Source organism: Mesorhizobium sangaii (assembly GCF_014207355.1).
In the GTDB taxonomy this organism is placed as follows: Bacteria; Pseudomonadota; Alphaproteobacteria; order Rhizobiales; family Rhizobiaceae; genus Mesorhizobium; species Mesorhizobium sangaii.
In genome coordinates, this window is record NZ_JACHEF010000036.1 from 1 (window position 1) to 1,329 (window position 1,329).

The 1,329-nt window shown below is 59.7% G+C and carries 2 protein-coding genes; both read right to left on the minus strand.

Annotated elements, in window-relative coordinates; all coding sequences use genetic code 11:
* Window positions 1-299: 299 nt before the first annotated feature.
* On the minus strand, window positions 300-611 hold the full coding sequence (locus HNQ71_RS34570) for a type II toxin-antitoxin system RelE/ParE family toxin (RefSeq protein ID WP_184879644.1): 312 nt from the start codon (window positions 609-611) through the stop codon (window positions 300-302).
* Window positions 612-614: 3 nt separating this feature from the next.
* A complete protein-coding gene (locus HNQ71_RS34575) occupies window positions 615-881 on the minus strand; it encodes a type II toxin-antitoxin system ParD family antitoxin (protein ID WP_184879647.1) in 267 nt (88 codons plus the stop codon).
* Window positions 882-1,329: the final 448 nt, after the last annotated feature.

Sequence of the window (1,329 nt, forward strand, 5' to 3'; positions counted from 1 at the left end):
GCAGGCTTAGAAGCAAACTTCTTCGTCGCCAGCGGCGTGCCGCCCTCGTTGGTGAGGCGTATATAGTCGCCACCATCAACAAGTGTCAACAGCCAAGATCACCCTTTTTTCGATTTCTCGTGGATATCTCGGCGAGCCCGGAATTGGTGAGTTGGCTTGGCCCGATTGTGACCGGCTTTCCGGCGCAGCTTATCCCCAGGAAGCACGCCACCGGATCAGCGCCGAGCTTGTGCCATCGGCCGGACAATCGCTGGTCGCGCCAGGCGGTGCGCTATGGCCAGCCCCTGCTTGAGCGCCGGTTAGAGCCGTTCTTCAAGCAATTCCAGCGTGATGTTGCGGCCGGCGTAAAAGACGCCCAAAACCAGCACCCGCTCGCCGTCGACGGCGAATGCAATGCTGACAGCGCGCCGGTACCCAACAATCCGCAGCCCAGGCATGATCTCGACCCGCTCAGTGCCACGCTGTGGAAAAGTCGACAGGCCGAGACAATGCTCACGGATACCCACAACGAAATTCCAGGCGATCGCAGGCGATGCGCGTTCCGCTATATCGTCATAGAGCGCTTCCAGCTCGGACTCCGCCTTGGGGTGGAAGACAATCTGATATTCCATCCCCTACTTGGCTTTCGCCTGCTTCGCGCGATGACGCGCCTCCAGCCGCGAAAACACCGTGTCGGCAGGGATCCCTTTCGTTGGATCCCGCTGGAGCTCGGCCAGGCGCGAGGGTACGTCTTCACGCAGCCATTTCTCTCGCTCCGCCTCGAAGTCCTCGAGCATGCGCAGGCCCGCGCGGACAACCTCGCTGGCATTGTTGTAGCGGCCTGATTCGAGCTGCTTCCTGATGAAGCTCTCATAGTGGTCGTTTAGAGCGTAATTTGGCATGGCAACCTCCTGCAAGGATTATGGGGGCGCCCAACGCGGATAGCAATAGATGTCAACTATTAGCAATCGGGCTGATTCGGGCATGCTCCACCTTGCCGCCATCCGGCTCCGGGAGAGACGCCGTCGCCTGATTCGGCAAGACTGGAATGTCGCCTCAGCCTTGAGGGCGCCGGCGTGATCGAGGAGCGGCATGCAAAGTCGATGCCCGCGGTCGTCATCTCTGGCCAGCATGCGCGCGACGACAGGCGCAAACTCGAATCGGACCACCGACGCGCTTAGGACGTCATTTCTGTCGGGTTTGTCGCGTCACGCAGACATTGTCGTTTGCGTTTCCGATCTACGGCTTACGTCCTCCCAAAAGACAAAACGCCCGTTGGCTTTTGGCCAGACGGGCGTTTGTGATTTGGTTGCGGGGAAGGCTTTGTCTTATTTGCCTGCTGCGTCGACT

Bases quoted from the DNA above. Each gene is read 5' to 3' on its own strand.
- HNQ71_RS34575 (WP_184879647.1), bottom strand. From the start codon at position 881: ATGCCAAATTACGCTCTAAACGACCACTATGAGAGCTTCATCAGGAAG.
- HNQ71_RS34570 (WP_184879644.1), bottom strand. From the start codon at position 611: ATGGAATATCAGATTGTCTTCCACCCCAAGGCGGAGTCCGAGCTGGAA.